Source organism: Citrobacter europaeus, from assembly GCF_037482245.1.
Taxonomy (GTDB): Bacteria; Pseudomonadota; Gammaproteobacteria; order Enterobacterales; family Enterobacteriaceae; genus Citrobacter; species Citrobacter europaeus.
Window position 1 is genome coordinate 560,991 of sequence record NZ_CP148084.1, and the last position, 20,083, is coordinate 581,073.

The window sequence follows — 20,083 nt, forward strand, 5'->3', positions numbered from 1 at the left end:
TCCTCTGCCTCACTGATAGAGCATATCGAAATACATCACCGCATTGGCACTACCCGGCGTTACCACATTCTGAGTGGCCTTATAGCGCAACTGATAGCGGAGGGTGTTATCACCGGACTTCAATGTATATAAACTGCTGGCTTGCCCAAGAGGCAGGGGTTGCGGTGCACCTGAATTTAGATCCAATATTTCAATTGCCACACCTGAAGCCGTGTCGCCTTCACCAGTTGCGTTGGTGAGTGCGAGGAGCGCGCCGTTATCCGTATTGGACTCACCTGAAAAAGTAATACTGCCTTTACCAACGCAGTTTTCCAGATTAATCTCAAAATTCTTCGCTGAACTTACGCTGCCTGTACCGGAAAATACGGCAACTGAGAAGTCGCCGATATGTACCGTCTGATTTTCGCTGGCTACCGCCACATCGCAGCCTTCGGCAATAATCGAGCCGTTAAACGTTAAGTTTGGCACTTCGTTTTCCGCCTGCGCGGTACTGGCCAAACCGGCGACCAGAAAGATCATCCATTTTTTCATTTCTGCTTATCCGTAGCGGGTTACTGAAAATCAATACGCATGGTGGCCACCGCGTTATAGCTGCCCGCTTCAGGGGTGCCCTCAATGGTTTTCACTGGCCAGGCCTGCACGTTAATGGTCGTCGCGTAGGTATCATTCAGCGTCAGCAGGATCTTGCCGGTTTCCGGTGGGATTGTGGTTCCCTGCATATCCGCCACAACCACGGCTATCCCGCTGTTACTGGACTGGATGGCATCCGGGTATTCTGCCGAAGGGGTGGCGACCATACGCCATTCCAGATTCGCCGTTGAGGCCATATCATTACACTGCACCGGGATGGAAAGGGTTTTCGGTGTATAACCCTTGGGCTTTTGTCCCGGCGTTTTAAAGCTACCGGCCCACGTTTGACCCAACTCGACGGTAAGCATCTGTCCGGCGTTAATTTCGCAGCTTTCGGGTACGGTCACCGTACCATTTATTGACAGGCTTGCTGTTGCCTCACCGGGAATAAAGGTATCTGTCACGGTATACCAGAGCTGGGCCATAATGGTTGAGGGTATATTGACCTGGCCGACAAAGGAGCGCTTCATATAAAACGTTACCCGGACATGGTTCCCGGTATGATATTCATCGCCTGCTGTGTTACAGGGATATGTCCCGTCATCTTTGGGAATATAATGGTTGTTCCATGGAACAGGGTAGTAAGTACCATTACCTTCATCTTTTATCTCTATCGCGGCCGCAATGTATTCATTGATATTGTAAAAAGTTAATCCATTTGCTGTGGTATAGATGTCCAACGGGCTGGTTGTCCATTGATGCGTGACTACCCCATTGGGATACAGCGTTGGATCACATTGGCAATATAGTGAGAATTGACCGCTGCTGGATTCAGTGACAGGTGGCAAGGCACCCGCTCTGTTGTCCTCTGGATTGGTGATGGTTGAGTTGACATTAAATACGTAACTTTTTGTCGCGCTATCGTTTGCCGGGCCGCAGGCATTGTTTGGATATGCGGCATAGCATTCGGAGATGGTGCCGAGAAATAACAACGTTGCGGTTATTTTTAGAAAGAGATGAAGAGGATATTTTTTCATTATATACACCGAGCGGTAATTTTATTAACGGGGCGAATAGCGTTAACATCAAGCGCATAGGTTGCATGGCACCGGGCATCGCTGCCGGTTCCCCATTGCACATTTAACTCCCCTTGCGGCGGCAGCCCGGCAAGATACACGACGCCGTCATCGCCAACGATACTGCTGCTTTCAGTGTCGTCGTCGGTCACGGTCGCGCCAAATGGAACGGGTTTATTGTGGTATTTCAGCGTAACCAAGACCCGATGTCCGATCCGCGCTTTAAAATCAGCTCTGACTAAGGCGCCATGGGTTGGAATAACCTGTACGACGGCATCATCGATATCCATATCATCGCCAAGAGCGTTAATATCCAGGGCGATTCGGTTCTGACGATAGACGTTGGCATACGGAATAACCGTATAGCCGCGCCAGTCGGTTTTTATGCCCTCGTTGTTTTCTACCGGAACATTTTCTGCGCCCGGAATAGCGACCAGAATATTGGTGTTGCCCAACGGCTGGCTGAGCGTAATGCCTGCGGCATGCACCACAATGCCCCCTGAAAGCCCATAGTTAACCTGTTGGTAGTTTCCGTTATCACTATAGTTATATCCCACGTTAACGTCGCCATACGCGCCTTTGTAATCCAGGCTGGCCATTCCACTGGCGCCGGTTCCCTGGTTGCCATACCCTTGCTGCAGGTTATAGTTCAGATTGTTGGCCTCAAGCAGCGACCCACTGACCCCCGCGTTTTGCGTGGTATGTCCGTCTTTATCGGTACTGGTGCTAAGTGTGGCGAACATGGAGTTAGTGCGCTGGGTTGGTGAAACGCCGCCGGGGCTCAACCACCAGCCAAGCGGCAGGGAAATATTCAGCGCAACAATTTGATCGGCATTTGGCTGGCCTGGCGATTGGGTATAATTATAACTCAGGCCGATGTTCATATTATTCCATTGGGTATTGTAGCCAATCTGGAATAATGAGTTGGTTTCATCGGTATGCCAGTAGCTCTGTTTGCTACCGGACAAATAAAGGGAGCCATAGCCGTTTAGCTGCTGAGAGATATTAACCTGTACCTTTCCTCGCTTTGAATAATAGAGGTTATAGTAATTTACCCATACAGGCTGATCGTCATCTTCGTCATCAGGGTCGGATGTGTATCCATCCATCTTTTTATAGGTGGTATCGCTAAAGGTATAAAACCCAGAGGTGGAGTAGCGATAGCCTAACAGCTGGAAGTTAGTGCCGATGTTGTTGAGTGATTTTGCGTAGAGAAAACGCAGCGATTGCCCGGTATGGCGACTGTTATCAGCCAGTTCGCTTTGCGCATGCGTCAGATCCAGCGAGACGGCGCCAAAATCGCCCATATTGACGCCGAAACCCAGTGCCGACGCGGTGTAAGTGGAGGATAGCTGACCGCCGCCGTATAACGTCCAACCGTGCGGCAATCCCCAACTGAGAGAGAACTGGCCGAAATCCGTTTCTTCCTGTTGCGAACTGTTTGTTCTTGAGCGTCCGACAATCGCCGAATATTTGATCCTGCCTTCGCGCTGTAATAGAGGCACCGCTGAATACGGTACGCTGTAGCTGGATATTCTGCCATCCGATTCTTTCACTTCTACGACCAAATCACCGCCCGATGAAGTAGGGTAGAGATCGGTAATTTCAAAAGCCCCTGGCGCGACGTAAGTTTGATAAATAATGTAATTATTTTGCCTGACGGTAACCTGGGCGTTACTTTGCGCGATCCCGCGTATTGTTGGCGCAAAGCCTTTCAGGCTGTCGGGTAACATATTCTCATCGGAAGAGAGTTGTGCGCCACGAAAGTTCAGACTGTCGAAGAGCTCTGATGATGTGTAACCATCCCCAATAGTGAGTTCGCTTTTTAAGGGAATCACGGTACGTTGAAGGTAGGTATTAATATGTTGCCACTTGCTGCTGGTGGTCGATTTACTCCACGTTGAGTTATCGCGTAAGCGCCACGGGCCAATGTTGGCTCCGCTGTTTAGCGCCAGAAAATAGTTACTGTTGGCGCCGCTGCTTTCTCCGCTGCCGTCGCGACTGTTTGAGCCTGAAAAATTGTAGTTGACCAGCAGGGCGTTAATCCCTTCGTCCCATTGCTCCGGCGGGATGTATCCTCTGGCATTATTACTTAGTGCGATTTGCGGAATAGAAAGATTGAGGCGGAGTTTTTCAAACTCAAATTCGCTTACAGCATCGGGGATAGCGATACTGAGGTCAACGCACGACTCATCTTTTATCGACGCAAACCCGGGTGATTTGTTATTGATGCCAATTTTTTGCAAGTAGTCGACCGACAGACAAGGCTGTAGCTGATGGCTTTGTGGATCACTTGATTCTCTAAACTCGACGTCGCGGGTGCCGATAAACGTTTCATTAAGATAGATATCTACCCGATAGGTGCCAGGTGTTTGCGCGCCGTTGTTTGTAAAACGCGAGAGATCGGCTACCGCGTCCGGATCGTCTGAAAAAAATGCCGGGTTGAAATAATTCTCTGCCCCCGTAAAGAATGACGTGAAGACAGCGATGAGTGCTGTCGTCAGAGGTGCAATTTTAAATTTATTAATATAAAAGTTTTTTTGCATTTATATCAGCCACATCATTATAAATAGTTATATTATTTTTAACTGCTACATGTTTGTTCTGGCGTCAGTGCGCCAAAATCATTTACCGTCTGAAATTTTATGCTGCCACCCTTGCCGGAAAAGTCGACGCTGCTGGTGGACATCGGCGCCAACATCGTATTTTTGATTTTGTTTTCGCCGATACGGAAATTAACCAGCGTAACGTAATAGGGGGAAGGGTTGTTCATGCTGGCTTTTCCGCCTGCAATACTACAACGCAGAGTGCGCGGGGCATCTACCGACGCGCTGGCTAAGTTTTCCGGGCGCATAAACAGTTTGATTGTGCTTTGAGTGGCAATCTGTAAGGTATTTTGCTTAATCTTTTCTTTGGCAACCGGTGGAATGGCTTTACTGTTAAAATAGAATACTGTTTCGCGATCGGTCGGTAGTGGTTTACCGATATACATGATACGTACGATATTTTCATGTTTTGCCGAAATGGAAAAAAGCGGTGGCGTTACGACAAATTCATCAGATTTAGTGTCATCCGGATTGGACACCCATGATTTAATTAAAAACGTATTTTGGCTATCAGAGTTTCTGACGGGCAGTGAAACCTGTTGCGCAGTCAAGGGGTAGACAATGCGCGTTGCGCCAAGTGAAACGCCCCCGGCGCTGGCGGCAAAAGAAATTATTGATAACGCGCCCACGGTCATGTGGACTAAACCTATTTTAACGGTCTGCTTTCTATTAGCAAATGAGGTAACCATGACATATTCCTTTATATCAAAAATAACATTCAGAAGTGCAATATAAATGGACGCGAAGCCTGTATAAGCGAATGGATTAAATAAATCCGGGGGCGCTATAACAGAAAACGCTTCGGTCCATGGGGAGAGTCAGTGCCACTCTGCGCCATCATTGCGCAAAGCGGCAAAGGCTGAACTACATTACGCGTAGTTCATGTGGAATGTTGCGGTGGCTTCTACGCTACCCGCTTCGCCTGCGGCGTCGGTGGCAATGTAGTCAACGCTCATCGGAATGGTGTTTTCACCATCCAGTACGGCGATAGAGCTTGATTTTACGCCCATATCAACGGCTTTGCTGTCCGGTCCGTACAGTTGCAGTGCAACGTGTTTAGCCGCGCCTGCGCCTGCGGTATTCGCCAGTGCAGCCGGTACATCAGCGTCAGTCTGGCCGGTGAAGGTGACGGCCGCAGTTTTAACAATGCTGGCGTCGCAATCTACCAGGTGAATTTCAAAGCTTTTTGGCTGACCGGCAGCGGTGCCTGCTGTGGCTAAATGCGTTGCACGAACCTGGTCAAGGTAAACGGTAAAATCGAGAGAATCAGAGGCTACAGAGCAGCCCGCATTCACTACCTGCCCAACAAAATGTACAGTACCACCCGGTGCAGTGACATCTGTCGCTGTTTCTTCTGCTTGCGCAGAGGTCATTCCAAAAAGACTCAAAGAGGTAGCAAATACGGTCGCAATTAACTTCTTGTTCATAGATATTTCCTGACTACGAATTAAATACATCCAGGATTGAATATTATATGTATTTCCATTTAAATATTCTTTTCCATTCCTGTTCGAGAATCTTAAATAATCTAATTTAAGTTTAAGATTACATCTCAAGCTGGGTGATTTTATTTGCATGGTAATATTTATAAACGTATTTAAACTTAATATCGATTGTCAAAATAATGGTTGTACATTTCATTTCTTTTGTGTTAATTGGATGTCTTATGTTGTTGTTATATATTGTTTTTTCTCGCAATAAAGGCAGTGCACAGCTTCGGTTGTATTTGTTGAGTGGATGGCTGTGGGGGGCTATATGTTTTATTAGAATGTATTTACGTGGTGATGGCTAATAAAAAATAATGTCAGAATGTTATTAATAGAGGACCTAATTAATTAAAATAATATGCAGGAAAGTATTTATAACGCTTACTAAAATAGTGCCAAATATTGAGATATTAAATATCCGGCACGATTAAATTATCAGCAACTTGTTGAATTTAAGTTAGTAACTCCAGCCCTGCCAGACGTTTCCAGTAGCCGTTGCAGTCACTGTGGGCGGCAAGCGGTAATGGGGCCGTACCATTTTCATTGGCACGGAAGGCATTGAGCATGGCGAAAGTTTCGGTTCCTGAAGGGGACAGACGCACAATATCAACCAGCCCCTGCATCGACGTCAGCTCGTTGCCAAGGTTGTAAACATAGCCGCTCATGGTCTGGATCCCGTTGAGGACAAAGACCTGCTGATTCTCCTGCGACAGTACATCGCGCCCGTTCGGGTACTTGATGCAGCAGGTTTCACACTCGTCCTTCGGACGGTCCTCAGAGCGTGCGGTAAAGCAGCGTGCAGAGTACGCCAGCGGCAGATGCCCGTAGCTCAGCACCTCTACTTCAAACTGATTGCGAATACCCAGCTCATCACACTGGTCGAGCAGATTTACCAGCCAGTCGCGGGACAGTTCTACCGGCATACACCAGCGCACCATACCTTGTTTGAGCAGCAAACGCAGGGTTACCGCGTTGTAGCAGTTGAGCGCATGTCCGGCGACAAACGGCAGCTTACGCTCGGCGCACATGTTTACCACGCCAAGATCGCTGGCTTCCACCAGAAAATCGCCGTTTTCAACATAGCGTTTGAGTTCGCCCAGCTCCGACGATGCCTGCACCAGCGCGAGGGTCGAAAGCACCACCTGCTTGCCGCTACCGGCCAATGATTTCGCCATATCCAGCCAGTCGCCCACTTTGGTGGCGCGGCGTTTACTGCATACCGCTTCGCCAAGATAGATAACGTCGGCCTGGCTTACGGCGGCCTGCTGATAAAAATCTTCCAGCGTTTCTTTTGGCCAGTACCACAGCACCGGTCCTAAGGAATATTTCATTGCTTCTCTCACTGCCATTTACGGTGATACGCGCCAAGCGTGGTCTGCGTGCCTTCGGACATTGAACCGAGCGTTTCCATCCACGCGGCCTGTGGGGCGTAGTTTTGCGGGTCGGCCATACAGCGGTCGATCGCCTGACGCCACACTTTCGCCACCTGGCTAACATAGGCCGGGCTACGCTGGCGTCCCTCGATTTTTACCGAGGCAATATTGGCCGCCAGCAGCTCCGGCAGCAGCTCCAGCGTATTCAGGCTGGTGGGTTCTTCCAGCGCATGATAGCGCTCGCCGTCAACCAGATAACGGCCTTTACACAGCGTGGGATAACCCGCGTTTTCTCCATCCTGATAGCGGTCGATCAGCACTTCATTAAGGCGGGATTCCAGCCCTTGCTGGGTCTGCTGCCAGCGTACAAAACGGGCTGGAGAACAGGCGCCAACCGTGTTAGGCGACTCGCCCGTCAGATAGGACGAAAGATAGCAACGGCCTTCCGCCATAATGCACAGGCTGCCAAAGGCGAACACTTCCAGGGGAACTGGCGTGACGCGAGCGAGCTGCTTCACCTGATGAATAGACAGCACGCGCGGCAACACCACGCGGGCGACGTCAAAGTTGCGATGATAGAAATTAATCGCCTCTTCATTGGTTGCAGATGCCTGAACAGAGACATGGCGCTCAATATGCGGGTAGCGCTCTGCGGCATACTCAAGCATGGCGAGGTCGGCGAGGATTAGCGCATCTGCACCCAGTTGCGCCGCCATATCCACGGCACGTTGCCAGCGCGCGTAACCATCCGGATGCGCAAAGGTGTTAATCGCGATGTGCAGCTTACGGCGGTGCTGATGAACAAAACTCACCGCTTCCTGCAATTTTTTCTCGGTAAAATTAAGGCCGGCGAAATGACGGGCGTTGGTATCATCTTTCAGCCCGATGTAGACAGCATCAGCGCCGTTCTCGATGGCCGCCTTAAGCGCCGGGAGGTTTCCGGCAGGGCAGAGCAGCTCCATAATTTATCCTGAACGTTGCGCCGTGAAGGGCGCAGAAATGTTAACGAAGAGGGATTTTAGTTAACCTTGCTGAGACAATTTTTGATTTGAGGCAGTTAAAGTCGTATTGGTGACACCAATAAAGAGGTAACAATTTCGTAGCGAATTGTTGATTTATGCCGCTATGTCGTTTATTTGATATGGCAAAATAGCAGGACTATTGAAACAGGGAGTAAAGCTCGTGTTGGATAAACTGCGTTCACGCTTAGTACATTTTGGTCCTTCTCTGATGAGTGTACCGGTTAAACTGACGCCCTTTGCGCTAAAGCGCCAGGTTCTGGAACAGGTCCTGAGCTGGCAGTTTAGTCAGGCGCTGGCCGATGGGGAGCTGGAGTTTCTCGACGGCCGCTGGCTGAGCATTCATGTGCGTGACATTGGCCTCAAATGGTATACCTCTGTTGAGAACGATAAACTTATTGTCAGCCAGAATGCAGATGCGGATGTAAGTTTTAGCGCCGATGCCAGCGATCTGCTGATGATCGCGGCGCGCAAGCAGGATCCGGATACGCTTTTCTTCCAGCGTCGCCTGGTGATTGAAGGTGATACAGAATTAGGGCTGTATGTAAAAAATCTGATGGACGCCATCGAACTGGATCAGATGCCTAAAGCGTTGCGCGTCATGCTGATGCAGTTGGCGGATTTTGTTGAGGCGGGGATGAAAACGCCGCCAGAAACCAAACAGACTTCGGTAGGTGAGCCATGCTGATTCGAGTTGAAATTCCCATTGATGCCCCTGGTATTGATGCGCTGTTACGCCGTTCATTTGAGAGCGATGCGGAAGCGAAATTAGTGCACGACCTGCGTGAAGATGGCTTCTTAACGCTGGGTCTGGTTGCGACCGATGACGAAGGTCAGGTAGTGGGTTACGTCGCGTTTAGTCCTGTCGATGTTCAGGGCGAAGATCTGCAATGGGTCGGCATGGCGCCGCTCGCGGTGGATGAAAACTACCGGGGGCAGGGGCTGGCGCGTCAGCTGGTCTATGAAGGACTCGATTCACTGAACGAGTTTGGCTACGCCGCGGTGGTCACACTGGGGGATCCAGCACTGTACAGCCGCTTTGGCTTTGAGCTGGCAGCACATCATGACCTGCGCTGCCGCTGGCCGGGCACCGAAAGCGCGTTCCAGGTTCATCGCCTGGCGGACGATGCGCTGGAAGGCGTGACGGGCCTTGTGGAATACCACGACCACTTCAATCGTTTTTAAGCTCCGGGGTTTGCAGGCTGCTCAGTAGCGCCTCAAACCCTTCGCCTTCGACAAGGCGCTCTTTCTGCCGCTTGGTGAGCTGTTTGACGCGATACTCTATGCGCAGGGCTAGCGAACGGTCGCCAACCTGCGCCGCAAATGCCAGGGTGAGTTCCCCCTTTCCGCGTAGCGCCTTCGCGCCTTTCCCACTTTGATGCTGCTTATAGCGGCGTTGCACATCGGTGGTTATTCCGGTGTATAAGGCGTTGTCTGCGGTACGGATCAGGTACAGATACCAGGGTGTCATTGTCACCATCGACGTGATAATTTTCAGGCCTACAGTATAAAAGAGAACAGAAATGGAAACACTGACTGCGGTGACCCGCTGGCTGGCAAAGCAGCACGTCGTGACCTGGTGCGTACATCATGAAGGTGAATTATGGTGCGCCAATGCGTTTTACCTGTTTGATGCGCAGAAGATGGTGTTCTATGTGCTGACTGAAGAGAAAACGCGCCATGCGCAGATGTCCGGACCCCGCGCACCGATTGCCGGCACGGTAAATGGTCAGCCCAAAACGGTCGCCCTGATTCGTGGCGTACAGTTCAAAGGGGAAATCCGGCGTCTTGAAGGGCAAGAGAGCGAAGTTGCGCGTAAGGCCTACAACCGCCGTTTCCCCGTCGCCAGAATGCTGCCTGCGCCCGTGTGGGAGATTCGACTGGATGAAGTCAAATTCACGGACAACACGCTGGGCTTCGGTAAAAAGATGCTCTGGCTACGTGACTCACGCGCCGAGAATACGTAATGCCTCACGGTTAAACGCCGGGAGATCGTCTGGGGTACGGCTGGTTACCAACTGATCGTTATCATTCACCATTTCCTGATCGTAAAATTCGGCGCCGGCGTTTTTCACATCGATGATGATAGGCTTCACAGCGGTAAGCTTACGTCCGCGAATGACATCCGCGCTGATAAGCAGCTGTGGACCGTGGCAGATAGCAAACACCGGTTTGCCGCTGTTAACAAAATCCCGGGTAAAGGTCACGAAACGCTCGTCACCGCGCAGGTAATCCGGTGAGTGACCGCCAGGCAACAGCAGGGCGTCAAAATCAGAAGGGCGTACATCTTCGATCGCTTTGTCGATGGTTACGCTGGCCTCTCCTTTTTTCCCCTTCACCGTTTTGCCCGCCTGTTTTTCAATGGTGATGACTTCATGCCCGGCCTGACGAAATTCTGCAGCTGGCGATGTAAATTCTGAATCTTCAAACTCATCAGTGATTAAAACGGCAATTTTCTTGCTCATGTTTCCTCCGTTGAATGGCATGCGGATGAGGCAGAATTTCCATGTTGATGGATAATTACCTCACGAACTATTAAGTCTGGTCGCTGAGGCTGAGAGCGCAAGACGGACAAATCTGTAAAGGAGCGAGGATGAGTCAGGTGTTAATAACGGGCGCAACGGGGCTGGTAGGCGGAAATTTGCTGCGTATGCTGCTCAATGAACCCCGGGTCAATGCCATCACGGCACCAACGCGTCGACCGCTGGCTGATACGGTTGGCATCTATAACCCCCATGATCCGCAGCTAACCGATGCTCTGGCGCAGGTTACCGAACCGGTCGATATTGTCTTTTGTTGCCTGGGGACCACCCGACGTGAAGCGGGCAGCAAAGAGGCGTTTATCCATGCTGACTATACGCTGGTGGTGGATACGGCCCTGACGGGACGCCGGTTAGGCGCCCAGCATATGCTGGTGGTGAGTTCGATGGGCGCCAATGCGAATTCACCGTTTTTCTATAACCGGGTGAAAGGTGAAATGGAGCAGGCGCTGATCGCGCAGAATTGGCCACGGCTGACGATTGTCCGACCTTCAATGCTACTGGGGGATAGGGACAAACAGCGGACGAATGAGATGTTTTTAGCGCCGTTGTTCAGGCTGCTGCCGGGTAACTGGAAGTCGATTGAAGCACGCGATGTTGCGCGGGCAATGCTGGCGGAGGCACTGGCGCCTGGGCATGAAGGGGTTTCGATCCTGACCTCTTCCGAGCTACGCGAAAGGGCCAAATAAAATGCCGGATGGCGCTGGCGTTTATCTGACCTACAAACGATTATGCCTGTAGGCCGGATAAGACGCCCATGCGTCGCTATCCGGCATCTGTATTACTTAATAAACGTAAATGCCGTAGTGACGCGTTTCACGCCGCTTACCCGGCTGGCGATGTCCGCCGCCGCCTTCGCTTCACGCTCAGTTACCAGACCCAACAGGAACACTTCCCCGTTTTCGGTGGTGACTTTCACATTAGAGGATTTCACCTGATCGCTGGTCAGCAACTGGGAACGTACTTTGGTGGTGATCCAGGTATCGTTGGACGCATCGCCCAGGCCAATTGGCTGGCCCTGACGGATCTCATTAAAGACCTCAGTCGTACCTTCTACGCCCATCGCAATCTGTTTTGCCCGCGCAGACAGTTCGCTATTCGGCGACTGACCAACCAGCAGCACTTTACCCTGATACGCGCTCACGTTGATTCGCGTTTCCTTCTTGATTTGGGCATCTTTCGACAACGCCGTATTGACGCGTAATTCCAGGGTTCCATCATCTACCTGGGTGCCGACGCTGCGGGGATCCGTCGCGGCTTTAGTGCCGACAGCAGCAGTTCCGACAACGGCAGCAGCGACACAGCCTTGCAGCAGCAGTGCAGCGATAATCACAGCAAGCGGCGAAAATGCCTTCATGTGTACTCCTTAATCATCCTGGTGAGGGAAAAGCGTGTTATCGATGAGATCGCAAAGGCAGTTGACCGTCAGCATGTGCATTTCCTGAACGCGGGCACTGTGGTGTGAGGGAATACGGATTTCAACATCCTGCGGCCCCAGTAATCCGGCCAGCTCCCCTCCGTCATACCCGGTCAGCGCGACGATTGTCATGTCGCGTGTTACGGCGGCTTCAACGGCTTTTACGATATCGCGGCTATTACCACGCGTAGAGATTGCCAGCAGAACATCACCTGCATGTCCCAGCGCACGGACTTGTTTTGCATAAACTTCGTCGTGCAGGCGATCGTTGGCAATCGCAGTTAAGACCACATTATCAGTGTTTAGTGCAATCGCAGGTAAACTTGGCCGTTCTGTTTCAAAACGATTGATCATACTGGCAGCAAAATGCTGTGCATTGGCAGCGGACGTCCCATTACCACAACAGAGAATTTTGTTGCCATTGAGCAGGGACTGAACCAGCGTCATGGCTGCACGGGAGATCGCATCCGGAAGAGCTTCAGCCGCAGCTATCTGAGTTTGAATGCTTTCTGTAAAGCAGACTTTAATTCTATCTAACACGCTAATCCTTAAGAACCAGGCTCTGAATCTTCAACTATGAGCGGTCGTTGAACGCGTCCTTAAACCACTCAACATCATTTCCGGTGAAGGCTAACACATCGAACCGGCAATCCACAGTATCAAAACTCCCATTGTGGCGCGCAAGCCACAAGCGGGCGGTCTGTAATAATTTGTGTTGTTTGCTCCGGGTCACACTCGCCGCCGCACCGCCAAACAAGTCTGAGCGTCGGTAGCGAACCTCAACAAATACGGTGGTGTTGCCTTCACGCATTATCAGGTCAATTTCGCCGCCACGTTCACGCACGTTGGCGGCGATAAAATGCAGTCCTTTGCTCTGCAGCCAGTCACGCGCGGTGGATTCCCACGCGTCACCGGTCTGTTTACTCGTTAACTGGCGGGGACGACTTGTCCTTGCTGGTATTTGAGCCATGATAACTTCCTGTTAATCACACAATCCTGCGTTGCGGTTAAGGCCCCGGTGTTGCCGTTAATTTCGAAACCCTGCACCTGACGCATTTGCGAGAAGTGGTTGGCAAGCGACCAGGCATCGACGCCCATGGCGTACATACGCGCCAGCGAGTAGTCGTTACGCACCGCGCCAAGCGCCTGCTGCATAAGAGGCGCATTAGCGCCTGCCAGCATCGGAATTTCGCTGTACTGCAAGCCTTCCATTTCCAGACGGAAATCCGGGCCGGCAGTTCCCTGCGCGCTGCGGGAGCTGGCGTACAACGTGGCACCGCTCTGGCTGCCGTTACGCATAGCGATCATCGGCTTAATAAATGCAATTTCTTCCGGCGTCGCCAGAATATACACGGCATCAACACGACCACCGCCGGTGATTTGCGCATCGGTTGGCGCTGCCGGTATCGTCAGACCGCCAATGGTTACACCAGGCTGCGTGGGTACAGAGGAGGCCACCGGGCTGCCCGTCAGGGAAATCCCCGAGCCGCCGTTGACGCCCATTTTCAGCTCAGCAGTGGAGCCGAACTTCTGCTGCAGCACTACGCCGCCACCCAGCTTTTGCCACTCCTGCGCAAAGGCGTTGGCAACGCGATCGCCTAACGCACTCCGCGGGGTCAAAAGCAGCGGCGTCTGTTTTCCTTGATCGCGGATGTGACGCGCGGCGTCGCGCGCTTCATCTTCTGGCGACAGGGCGAAGTAGCAGACGTTCGGCAGGTTTTTCACCGCCTCCGGCTGATTAAGCGCCAGGACGTTTAATGGCGTGTTGCTTTTCATCAGCTCTTCAACATTATTCTTCAACAGCGGGCCAACCACGATGCTGGCGCCATCCTGCTGAACCTGAGCCAGGATCTGATTCAGCGGCTGTGATGAGGTGTCATAGATTTTCAGCTCAGCGGACGGATTCGCCGGCGCGCTGGCGGTCGTTGGCTGTGCAGGCACTGTTGGCTGCGGGGCTGCAGCTTCTGGTTGCGCTGACGTCTCGTTGGTTAGATCGCTTACTGACGCCTGAGAAGGGCTGGCAACACCGTCAGTCGTTTGCGGCTGTTCCGTGGTCGCCATGGCTGCTGTATCTGCAGCAGGCGCGGCAACAGCTGGGGCTGCTACGGGTTGAGTGCCCATGTTTTTCGCAGCTTCAAAGCCTTGCTGGATAGTACGGCCAAATACAGCGGCCTGACCGTTCAGTGGCAGCAGCAGCGCAATTTTGCTGGTGGAGGCGGGCTTAAAGCTCTGCACGTTAACCAACTGCGTTGGCAACAGTTTTGCCCCCGGGTTCTGTGGGTAACGTTTTTGCCAGTCAGCAATGCCGGCTTTCATCATGTCCGGATCGTTACGGTTATCGAACCAGACGCGCTGGAGATCCAGCCAGCCTTGCAGCACGTTTTCATCCGCATTGATGACCAGCGCCTGCGCTTGCTCCTGGGTCATGGATGACAGCGCCTGCCAGGTGGCGTCCATGTTTTTCTGCTTAGCATTCGCGGCCAGCAACGGTTCCTGGGCGATCAGGGCGCGCAGTAGTGTCAACGACGGGCGACCCTGGTTGACGTCGATTTGCGCCTGCCAGTACCGTGCCTGCTGGTTTTGATCGAAATCGGCAGGGGTGAGTTTGTCCAGCAGAGCCTGTGCGCCAGCGACATCTTTCTGCGCAAGCTTAATCTCGACGGCCAGCAGTGACTGCTCACGACGCTGGGTATCGCTTAGTTTCTGCGGTAGCTGGCTGAACAGCTCGATGGCCTGCTGGCTCTTGCCTTCTTTCAGCAGTGCACGAATGGCGAGTAATTGCCAGTTGGTCTTGCTATCATCTGAGCTTTGCTGCATTTGTTGCAGATAAAAGCCGGAATCAGCCTGCGCAGTGCCCTGCATATGGGCTGCACTCTGGTCTGGCGCCTGGGTGCCACAGCCTGCGAAAATCAGTGCTGCCAGAATGACTGGCAGCGCGCGTGCGGCTTTCAAACGAGAAAATGTTGAGGGTACCATACTGTATCCAGTGATATTTTTTTACTCAATGCTCAATATTAAATCGGCAATACGGACGACACAATGAAACAACACGAATCGGCGGATAATTCTCAAGGCCAACTCTTTATTGTACCTACTCCTATAGGAAATTTGGCTGATATTACCCAACGAGCGCTCGAAGTTTTACAAGCCGTTGATTTGATTGCCGCTGAAGATACTCGTCATACAGGACTATTGTTACAACACTTCGCGATTAACGCGCGATTGTTCGCCCTGCATGACCACAACGAGCAGCAAAAGGCTGAAACGCTGGTGGCAAAGCTCAAAGAAGGGCAAAACATTGCGCTGGTTTCCGATGCCGGAACGCCGCTGATTAACGATCCTGGCTACCATCTGGTGCGTACCTGTCGCGAAGCGGGGATCCGCGTTGTTCCCCTACCAGGCCCTTGCGCGGCGATTGCTGCCCTGAGCGCTGCTGGTCTGCCTTCAGACCGCTTTTGCTATGAAGGTTTTCTGCCTGCCAAGTCGAAAGGGCGTCGTGATGCGATGAAAGCCATTGAGGCCGAACCACGTACGCTCATTTTTTATGAATCCACCCACCGTTTGCTGGATAGCCTGGAAGACATGGTTGCCGTTTGGGGCGAATCCCGCTACGTGGTGTTGGCGCGTGAGTTGACCAAAACCTGGGAAACTATTCACGGCGCACCGGTTGGCGAACTGCTGGCGTGGGTCAAGGAAGATGAAAACCGTCGTAAAGGCGAAATGGTGCTGATCGTCGAAGGGCATAAAGCGCAAGAAGACGACCTTCCTGCCGATGCGCTCCGTACATTGGCCTTATTGCAGGCAGAACTGCCGCTTAAAAAGGCCGCCGCGCTGGCTGCTGAAATCCATGGCGTGAAGAAGAATGCATTGTACAAGCACGCGCTGGAACAGCAGGGGGAGTAAGAGGGCCTGTATTAATTGTCGGCTTGTCGGAAGAAATGTCGGAAGAAATGTCGGAAGAACTCGCTGAAAGCGTTGCAGCTAAAAGGCAAACTGCAACGCGTTGGCGCGACAAAAGGGGGGATGTGGCAAGTGTTGTAAATTCTACTTATCAGGATATTGTGAGCCGTCAATCAGGCAACTCACATTGCGGTGTAACCATAAAAATGAAGCAGGAATAGTCGTAGTAACGGTGGCGGCCAGGTAATTTTCTACCGCGTCGTGCTTCCCTTCACCTGCTATCAGCAGCAAGATCTCTTTTGCATTCAGGATGTCCTTCAAACCCAGCGTAATACCGTGAGTTACGCGATTAGCAGCCGTTTTTAACATGTCGTGATGGCGCGTTTCTTCGTCAAGGACGCTGATATGGCAAAACGGTTCCAGGGACTTTGCCGGTTCATTCAACCCCAAATGACCATTTTTTCCGATTCCGAGCAGACATAAATCGAGGCCGCCCCGGCTGGCAATAATCTCTGTGACGCGTTCGCATTCCTGCTCGTTAACATTTTCAGATTGAAAACCGACCAACTGTTCTGCTCGTAAACCCAATGGTTGAACGATGTGTTGTTGCAGGAAAGATTCACACGTTGCAGGTGAGTTCAACGGAATACCGACCCACTCGTCCAGTTTCACGAAAACCACCTGCTCATGATCGATCTTACGTTGGTTAATTTTCTCGACAAAGTAGCGATAGGTGAGAAGCGGCGTGCCTCCTGTTGCCAGACAGATGGTTGCATCAGGTTTGTTCTGTATCAGCGTAATTAACAGTTCGCTGGCGCGATCGCTTAATACGTCATAATTGTCGCAGTACTGGGTATATTGCATTTTTCGAGTCCTTTTGAAGGAGGATGTTGCAGGCCGCTTCATCCTCTTTTCGTTTAAAGAATGCCAAGTGCTGACGAGATAATAGACAGTACAAACGTCACGCCGATTAACAGTACTGGATGTGCTTTTTTCACTCTTAACAGGTAGTACATCAGCAACGTGTAGCCCATCGGTAAAATATTCGGGAATACTTTATCGAAGAAATCCTGCTGTAATGCCACGCTGTGGGTGCTATCGATCGCAAAAGAAGTTACAACGTTAATGTGCACATAGGATGCGATAAGTCCGCCAATAACAGTGATCCCGAGGATCGTTGCTGAGCGGGCTATCATCTGCGAATTTTCACGTACTTTATCGATGGCCTTTATTCCTACTGAATAACCGACATGCGTCCAGCCGACGCGCAGGAAAAAGATCATCAAATAAACGGCGAAAAACAAAATGGGACCCAGTATGTTTCCCTGGCTGGCGAAAGAGGAACAGATCCCCGCCATAATAGGCAGTAAGGTGAACCAGAAAATGGCATCGCCGATCCCGGCGATAGGTCCAAAAAGCGCCACTTTCAAGCCTTTAATGGTATCTCGGTTTTCTCCCTTTTCTTCCATTGAGATTAACAATCCCATCAGAAAACCGACCAGGTTAGGGTGGGTATTGATAAATTCTAAATGATCTTTCATCGCCGCGCTGAGACCGGCTTTATCACCCTTATAGATTTTTTTCAGTACCGGGAGCATAGCCCAGGTAAAACCACCTGCCTGCATCCTTTCATAGTTAAAGCTGGCCTGAAGAAGTGACGAGCGAAAGCCAAGGCGAGTAATGTCTTTTTTACTGATTTCAGATCCCATTGCTATAGTCCTCTTCTTCATTGTTTTTATTAGTGACAGGCTGAGGTTGAGCCTGCTGTTTGGCTTTCGCATTGAAAAACTCATATACGGCGAAGCCTGCGCCCAATACCGCGACGGGCAGAAGGTTATTAACCTGGATGTAGCAAACGAAGAGGAAGCCAGCTATCAGATAAGGTATGTACTGTGCTTTGAACATCACACGGAGCAACAAACCAAAACCGACTGCGGGCAAAATGCCTCCGGCCACTTCAAATCCATGTGTTAACCAGGCGGGCATGGCTTTTACCAGAGACTGCATAGCGCCCTGGGCCAGATATGTACATAAGAAGGCGATGATGGCGTATGAAGAAGCAACAATCAGCGTTGTCAGCCAATTCAGACGCGAAAATGCGCTTGTGTTTGCTTCTTTCGCACAGTTATCAGCTTTTGCCATGAACAGAGAGAATGCTGAGTAAAAGAATAATATTACGTATTGCATTAGAAGGCTGAAGGGCAAACCAAGGCCGATGGCCGTTTTGGCATCCACGCCAGTAGACCATGCGATAACCGTGGTCATTAAACCGGCCATGATTGGATTGGGTGGCTGTACACCTCCTGCGGGGGTCAGGCCAGCAAAAGCCAATTCGGTCAAACCACCCGTTATCAGGCCAATATGAATATCACCCAGAATCGCGCCAGTTAAAGTACATACAATAATCGGTCTGAATAAAAATAAGGCTTCCAGCCAAAAATCAATTCCTAAAAAGAAGACTAATGCAGCCAGGGATATACCCTGAATAAGGGTTATTTCATGCATATAGATCACCTCAAGTAAATAAATCCTTTTATTATGAAAAAGTTGTATGGTCTTTTAATCAGGAATCTGTTCTTTTTGATCTCCAGGGACATCCTGAATAAAAATGTTAACGCCCTGTTTTTTTATAAACTGAAGGTCATCAAGATCTTGCCCGTTAACGTAAACTTTGCTGCTGATCTGTTTTTTTCCTTCAGAAAAATGCATATTGCCCACGTTGACGTCGTCAAGTTTAATGCCGCCTTCAAGCAATCGTCTTACCGTTTGCGGAGTCCGACAAATAAGAAAAATTTTCTGATGTGGCGCGGCTTTACCGATGACGTTTATGGTTTTTTCTATGGAAAAAAAACGGATGCCAAAATCGTAAGTTTCAGCAGTGATGCCCATTAATTTCTGCTGGATCTCATCTTGAGCAACGTCATCATCAACAACGACCAACAGGTTAGCGCCAATCGTGGATGTCCATGTGACGCCAACCTGTCCATGTACTAATCGATTATCAATGCGGGTTAATAGAATATTTGGACTAGTCATATTTAAATCCTCGCCATAAAAAGATTGAATAACATAGATTATTGAAATATATTATTATTGCAGTATCAAATATATAAATTCATTCAATGTGATATTAAGGTATAATTATCCTCTACTATTCTAACGATGAGCGCTACCTGACATCATGCAGATAGCACTCGCGAAGAAATATAATGATAATCACGATAATTCGCAGGTAGCCATCAATTTGTTTGCAGAACCACATACATTGATTTTGCTACGCACCACCTCTTTCATCGCATCCATACCGACCCGCATGTAATAACGAGGATCATTACCTTGTGGATTTTCCGCAAACCACGCTTTGACCGCATCGGCAAAGGCAATTTTCAGTTCGGTAGCAACGTTAACTTTGCACACGCCAAGCTCGATCGTGCGACGAACGTATTCGTCAGGGACATCGCTTGCACCATGTAGTACCAGCGGAATATCCACCACTTCACGAATTTCACCCAGTCGCTGGAAATCGATTTTGGGCGTTTTGGTATACAACCCGTGTGCAGTGCCGATGGCAACGGCAAGGCTGTCTACGCCGGTACGCTCAACAAACTGTTTGGCTTCTTGTGGATCGGTAAGGAAGGCGCTTTCCGCATCCACGCTCATATCATCTTCTACGCCACCGAGGCGGCCCAGCTCAGCTTCCACGCTGCAATCTTTGGCATGGCAAAAATCCACAACGGATTTCACCAGTTTCACGTTTTCTTCAAACGGAAAGTGGCTGCCGTCAATCATTGCGCTGCGTACACCAGCATTTACTTTACGGCGGATATCGTCCAGCGACTCATGGTGATCGAGGTGCAGCGCCAGCGGTATACCGTAGCTGATGGAATAAGCGCTGCACAGCGCATAGATCTCTTCCAGTGCGATATGTTTAAAGGTACCCGGTGTTCCGGCAAGGATAACCGGCGATTGCATTTCATAGCACACTTCAAGGATCGCCTGGATAGTCTCAGCGTTATGAATGTTGAAGGCGGGTACGGCGTAGCCTTTTTTTTGTGCATCCAGCAGGAGATATTTAGTAGAAATAATGCTCATAAA

Annotated in this window: 23 protein-coding genes; 5 read left to right on the forward strand and 18 right to left on the reverse strand. The window is 50.6% G+C overall.

Annotated elements, in window-relative coordinates; genetic code table 11:
• Positions 1 to 9: 9 nt before the first annotated feature.
• From WHR59_RS02745 to ubiU, 7 genes are all read right to left on the reverse strand, one after another.
• The gene (locus WHR59_RS02745; protein WP_051642752.1) at positions 10 to 531 is read right to left on the reverse strand and encodes a fimbrial protein; all 522 of its coding nucleotides are present in this window, start codon (positions 529 to 531) and stop codon (positions 10 to 12) included.
• A 20-nt stretch (positions 532 to 551) separates the two neighbouring features.
• The gene (locus tag WHR59_RS02750; protein WP_338843558.1) at positions 552 to 1,100 is read right to left on the reverse strand and encodes a fimbrial protein; all 549 of its coding nucleotides are present in this window, start codon (positions 1,098 to 1,100) and stop codon (positions 552 to 554) included.
• 506 nt (positions 1,101 to 1,606) lie between these two features.
• Complete coding sequence (locus WHR59_RS02755) at positions 1,607 to 4,192, reverse strand: fimbrial biogenesis usher protein (RefSeq protein ID WP_338843560.1); 2,586 nt, start codon at positions 4,190 to 4,192, stop codon at positions 1,607 to 1,609.
• A 38-nt stretch (positions 4,193 to 4,230) separates the two neighbouring features.
• Positions 4,231 to 4,941: a fimbria/pilus periplasmic chaperone gene (locus WHR59_RS02760; RefSeq protein WP_338843561.1), complete on the reverse strand. Its 711-nt coding sequence runs from the start codon at positions 4,939 to 4,941 to the stop codon at positions 4,231 to 4,233.
• 180 nt (positions 4,942 to 5,121) lie between these two features.
• Complete coding sequence (locus WHR59_RS02765; protein ID WP_043017776.1) at positions 5,122 to 5,679, reverse strand: fimbrial protein; 558 nt, start codon at positions 5,677 to 5,679, stop codon at positions 5,122 to 5,124.
• A 512-nt stretch (positions 5,680 to 6,191) separates the two neighbouring features.
• A complete protein-coding gene (locus tag WHR59_RS02770) occupies positions 6,192 to 7,070 on the reverse strand; it encodes a U32 family peptidase (RefSeq protein ID WP_418221933.1) in 879 nt (292 codons plus the stop codon).
• A gap of 8 nt (positions 7,071 to 7,078) precedes the next feature.
• Entirely contained in the window at positions 7,079 to 8,074 is a 996-nt protein-coding gene (ubiU, locus tag WHR59_RS02775; RefSeq protein ID WP_016154661.1) for a ubiquinone anaerobic biosynthesis protein UbiU, read from the reverse strand.
• 220 nt (positions 8,075 to 8,294) lie between these two features.
• On the opposite strand from ubiU, the gene ubiT reads away from it, so the two are divergent.
• Together ubiT and WHR59_RS02785 are read left to right on the forward strand one after the other, a co-directional pair.
• On the forward strand, positions 8,295 to 8,819 hold the full coding sequence (ubiT, locus tag WHR59_RS02780) for a ubiquinone anaerobic biosynthesis accessory factor UbiT (protein ID WP_043017774.1): 525 nt from the start codon (positions 8,295 to 8,297) through the stop codon (positions 8,817 to 8,819).
• The gene (locus WHR59_RS02785) at positions 8,813 to 9,316 is read left to right on the forward strand and encodes a GNAT family N-acetyltransferase (protein WP_003024966.1); all 504 of its coding nucleotides are present in this window, start codon (positions 8,813 to 8,815) and stop codon (positions 9,314 to 9,316) included. Before ubiT ends, WHR59_RS02785 begins: the two co-directional genes overlap by 7 nt.
• Here the strand turns inward: WHR59_RS02785 and WHR59_RS02790 are convergent.
• Positions 9,303 to 9,602: a GIY-YIG nuclease family protein gene (locus WHR59_RS02790; protein ID WP_043017773.1), complete on the reverse strand. Its 300-nt coding sequence runs from the start codon at positions 9,600 to 9,602 to the stop codon at positions 9,303 to 9,305. The two genes, WHR59_RS02785 and WHR59_RS02790, sit on opposite strands and share 14 nt — an antisense overlap.
• 52 nt (positions 9,603 to 9,654) lie before the next feature.
• Between WHR59_RS02790 and WHR59_RS02795 the strand changes: the two genes are divergently transcribed.
• On the forward strand, positions 9,655 to 10,098 hold the full coding sequence (locus tag WHR59_RS02795) for a YhbP family protein (protein ID WP_047408370.1): 444 nt from the start codon (positions 9,655 to 9,657) through the stop codon (positions 10,096 to 10,098).
• Here WHR59_RS02795 and WHR59_RS02800 read toward each other — a convergent pair.
• A complete protein-coding gene (locus WHR59_RS02800; RefSeq protein ID WP_047408372.1) occupies positions 10,078 to 10,596 on the reverse strand; it encodes a type 1 glutamine amidotransferase domain-containing protein in 519 nt (172 codons plus the stop codon). The two genes, WHR59_RS02795 and WHR59_RS02800, sit on opposite strands and share 21 nt — an antisense overlap.
• Before the next feature lie 128 nt (positions 10,597 to 10,724).
• On the opposite strand from WHR59_RS02800, the gene WHR59_RS02805 reads away from it, so the two are divergent.
• Entirely contained in the window at positions 10,725 to 11,360 is a 636-nt protein-coding gene (locus tag WHR59_RS02805; protein WP_043017770.1) for an NAD(P)H-binding protein, read from the forward strand.
• A gap of 92 nt (positions 11,361 to 11,452) precedes the next feature.
• Here the strand turns inward: WHR59_RS02805 and dolP are convergent, their stop codons facing one another.
• Genes dolP through WHR59_RS02825 form a run of 4 tightly spaced genes read right to left on the reverse strand, consistent with a single transcriptional unit; the run spans position 11,453 to position 15,064 of the window.
• Positions 11,453 to 12,028 (reverse strand): division/outer membrane stress-associated lipid-binding lipoprotein, encoded by a 576-nt coding sequence (gene dolP / locus WHR59_RS02810; protein WP_043017769.1) that lies wholly within the window; start codon positions 12,026 to 12,028, stop codon positions 11,453 to 11,455.
• 9 nt (positions 12,029 to 12,037) lie between these two features.
• Positions 12,038 to 12,628, reverse strand: coding sequence for a DnaA initiator-associating protein DiaA (diaA, locus tag WHR59_RS02815; RefSeq protein WP_003024948.1), 591 nt, complete (start codon positions 12,626 to 12,628; stop codon positions 12,038 to 12,040).
• 34 nt (positions 12,629 to 12,662) lie between these two features.
• Positions 12,663 to 13,058: a YraN family protein gene (locus tag WHR59_RS02820; protein ID WP_047408379.1), complete on the reverse strand. Its 396-nt coding sequence runs from the start codon at positions 13,056 to 13,058 to the stop codon at positions 12,663 to 12,665.
• Positions 13,016 to 15,064: a penicillin-binding protein activator gene (locus WHR59_RS02825; RefSeq protein WP_338843563.1), complete on the reverse strand. Its 2,049-nt coding sequence runs from the start codon at positions 15,062 to 15,064 to the stop codon at positions 13,016 to 13,018. Before WHR59_RS02825 ends, WHR59_RS02820 begins: the two co-directional genes overlap by 43 nt.
• A 63-nt stretch (positions 15,065 to 15,127) precedes the next feature.
• On the opposite strand from WHR59_RS02825, the gene rsmI reads away from it, so the two are divergent.
• Entirely contained in the window at positions 15,128 to 15,991 is an 864-nt protein-coding gene (gene rsmI / locus WHR59_RS02830) for a 16S rRNA (cytidine(1402)-2'-O)-methyltransferase (RefSeq protein ID WP_003024942.1), read from the forward strand.
• A 141-nt stretch (positions 15,992 to 16,132) separates the two neighbouring features.
• Here rsmI and WHR59_RS02835 read toward each other — a convergent pair whose 3' ends face one another.
• From WHR59_RS02835 to kbaY, 5 genes are all read right to left on the reverse strand, one after another.
• The gene (locus tag WHR59_RS02835) at positions 16,133 to 16,852 is read right to left on the reverse strand and encodes a galactosamine-6-phosphate isomerase (protein WP_080626052.1); all 720 of its coding nucleotides are present in this window, start codon (positions 16,850 to 16,852) and stop codon (positions 16,133 to 16,135) included.
• 53 nt (positions 16,853 to 16,905) lie between these two features.
• On the reverse strand, positions 16,906 to 17,697 hold the full coding sequence (gene agaD, locus WHR59_RS02840; RefSeq protein ID WP_047408388.1) for a PTS galactosamine transporter subunit IID: 792 nt from the start codon (positions 17,695 to 17,697) through the stop codon (positions 16,906 to 16,908).
• Entirely contained in the window at positions 17,687 to 18,493 is an 807-nt protein-coding gene (agaC, locus tag WHR59_RS02845) for a PTS galactosamine transporter subunit IIC (protein WP_043017763.1), read from the reverse strand. The genes agaD and agaC overlap by 11 nt, the downstream gene beginning before the upstream one ends.
• Before the next feature lie 54 nt (positions 18,494 to 18,547).
• Entirely contained in the window at positions 18,548 to 19,024 is a 477-nt protein-coding gene (agaB, locus tag WHR59_RS02850) for a PTS galactosamine transporter subunit IIB (RefSeq protein ID WP_043017762.1), read from the reverse strand.
• Between the two features lie 180 nt (positions 19,025 to 19,204).
• Positions 19,205 to 20,080 (reverse strand): tagatose-bisphosphate aldolase subunit KbaY, encoded by an 876-nt coding sequence (gene kbaY, locus WHR59_RS02855; RefSeq protein WP_043017761.1) that lies wholly within the window; start codon positions 20,078 to 20,080, stop codon positions 19,205 to 19,207.
• Positions 20,081 to 20,083 lie beyond the last annotated feature (3 nt).